This is a genomic window from Streptococcus sp. HPH0090, from assembly GCF_000411475.1.
Lineage (GTDB): Bacteria > Bacillota > Bacilli > Lactobacillales > Streptococcaceae > Streptococcus.
Genome location: NZ_KE150467.1, coordinates 22,965 through 23,856, shown reverse-complemented (window position 1 = coordinate 23,856; position 892 = coordinate 22,965). Strand labels below are relative to the sequence as shown.

The following is an 892-nucleotide window of genomic DNA, read 5'->3' as shown; positions in this document are numbered from 1 at the left end:
TTCCAATCAACGAAGATGTTCCAGCAACATTTGACGATGGTTCAACAACTAAGACAGTAGAAGGCGTTGGTAAATTTACGGTTGCAGCAGATGGAACAGTAACATTCGTTCCAGAACCAAACTTTGTAGGAACTGCACCAGCAGTGACAGTTGTCCGCGAAGATAAGAACGGAACAAAAGCTTCTGCGACATACACACCAACAGTTGTAGGAGTAACACCAACTGCAACACCAGCTGAAACAACAGACATCCAAGGTGCAACTCAAAAAGGTAAGCCTGAATTCAAGGGTGGAACTGTTACAGTTGATGGAGTAGAAAAAACTGTTCCAATCAACGAAGATGTTCCAGCAACATTTGAAGATGGTTCAACAACTAAGACAGTTGAAGGTGTTGGTACTTACACAGTAGCACCAGACGGTACTGTCACATTTGTACCAGAAAAATCATTCGTAGGAACTGCTCCAGCCGTGACAGTTGTTCGTGAAGATATGAACGGAACAAAAGCTTCTTCAACTTACACACCAACAGTAACACCAGTAACACCAACTGCAACTCCAGCTGAATCAGTTGCACCTCAAGGTTTGGTTCAAACTGGTACTGTTACATTCACAGAAGGTGACCCAGTTGCACCAATCGACAAGGATACCATTACTCTTCTTGACGAAAATGGGAAACCAGCTCCATCAGTAGTTGCTAAGTCACCAGAAGGTAAAGAAATCGGTACTTTCACAGTTGATAAAGAAACAGGTGTTGTAACATTCACACCAACTGACAAATCATACTCAGGTGATGTTGTCCCAGTTAAGGTTCAAGCTAAAGATGCTAACGGTACTGCTGTAGAAACAACTTACACACCTAAGATTACTCCAGTAGTTCCAACAGGTGAAGATGT

1 pseudogene is annotated in these 892 nt (G+C 42.6%); it reads left to right on the top strand.

Annotated elements, in window-relative coordinates:
* Window positions 1-892 (top strand): annotated as a pseudogene (locus HMPREF1481_RS10950) (CshA/CshB family fibrillar adhesin-related protein); the annotation flags it as partial.